Below are 1,401 nucleotides of genomic sequence, written 5' to 3' on the forward strand. Positions count from 1 at the left end.
TCGGTACATTGTTCCCGTCCGCCGACGGCTCCGGTTCCGCCACGCGCAACAAGACGGCTGCGACCACATCGGGCGGAACTGCCAGCGATGCCTACAGTCAATACCAGGCCGGCTTTGACGCCAGTTGGGAACTCGACCTGTTCGGCGCCAACCGCAGAAGCGTCGAGGCCGCGCGCTATGGGCTGGACGCCTCCGAGGAGGAACTGCGCTCGACGCTGCTGACGCTCGTCGGCGACGTGGCGTCCAGCTATGCGCAGGCGCGCGGCTATCAGGCTCGCATTCAGCTCGCCCGGCGCGCAGCCGCCTCGCAGAAGCAAACGGCGGTGCTCACCCGCGCCATGGCGCAAGCCGGCACGGCGACAGCGGCCGATGTCGCCAAGGCGATGGGACAGGCAAGCAGCACCGAGGCAGACGTTCCGTCGTTGGAAGCAGGCTACGCCGAAGCGGTGCATCGCCTTGCGGTGCTCACCGGCCGTCCGCCTTCCGCCTTGAACGAGCGGCTGAGGCGCATCGCGCCGATTCCCACCCCGCGCCTGCCGATCCCGGCCGGGATTCCGGCCGACATTCTGCTAGCCCGCCCCGACGTGCGCATGGCCGAGCGGCAATATGCGCAATACACCGCCAAGATCGGCCAGGCCGAGGCGGCGCGCTATCCCTCGGTCAGCCTGACGGGAGACATCGACACGTCAGCCTTCAAGCTCGGCGATCTCGGCAAGAACTCCTCGATCGGCTGGTCATTCGGGCCGGCGCTCAGCGTGCCGCTGTTCAATGCCGGTCAGCTGAAGGCGGCCGTCGAGGTCGCCAAAGCCCAGCGCGATCAATATTTCATCGCCTACCGGGCCTCCGTGCTGACGGCGCTCGAGGATGTGGAAAACGCGCTCGTTGCGCTACGCCAGGAGCGCATCAGGAACAGCAAGCTCGCTGCTTCCGCGAAATCCTACGCGGACACGGCACGCCTTGAAGGCACGCTTTACAAGGCCGGGGAGACAAGCCTTCTCGAGGTGCTGGACGCGGAGCGCTCGCTCTACTCGGCCGAGGACGATCTGCTGCAAAGCCGCATCGCCATCGTCACCGACTACATCGCGCTCAACAAGGCGCTCGGCGGCGGCTGGGACGGTGCGATCGATGCTGGCAAGCCGGAGGTGGTCGACGTCAAGACCGGTGCGCGGCTGGCATCGAAACCCTGAGGCCAAGCCGAGAATCGCCCCTCCGTCCAGACAGGACATCGGCGAAATCTGGATATCGGGGCTCTTGCCTGCCGTCATCCAGCTGTCATATGTTGGCGCTAAATATCCTTAACTCTGGATGTATAGATACATGGACAAGAAAGCCGCCCTCCTTGCATTGGCAGCGCTTGGCCAGGACACCAGGCTCGAAGTGTTTCGCCTGCTGGTCCGGGCG

1 protein-coding gene and 1 pseudogene are annotated in these 1,401 nt (G+C 65.4%); both read left to right on the forward strand.

The features are described from left to right. A partial coding sequence (locus EOA86_RS34665) for an efflux transporter outer membrane subunit (RefSeq protein ID WP_128345615.1) occupies positions 1 to 1,187 on the forward strand: 1,187 nt, incomplete at its 5' end. Between the two features lie 130 nt (positions 1,188 to 1,317). Further along, a pseudogene (locus tag EOA86_RS40955) lies at positions 1,318 to 1,401 on the forward strand (transcriptional regulator); the annotation flags it as partial.

Origin of the sequence: Mesorhizobium sp. M5C.F.Ca.IN.020.32.2.1, from assembly GCF_004023105.1 — a bacterium.
Classification (GTDB): Bacteria; Pseudomonadota; Alphaproteobacteria; order Rhizobiales; family Rhizobiaceae; genus Mesorhizobium; species Mesorhizobium wenxiniae.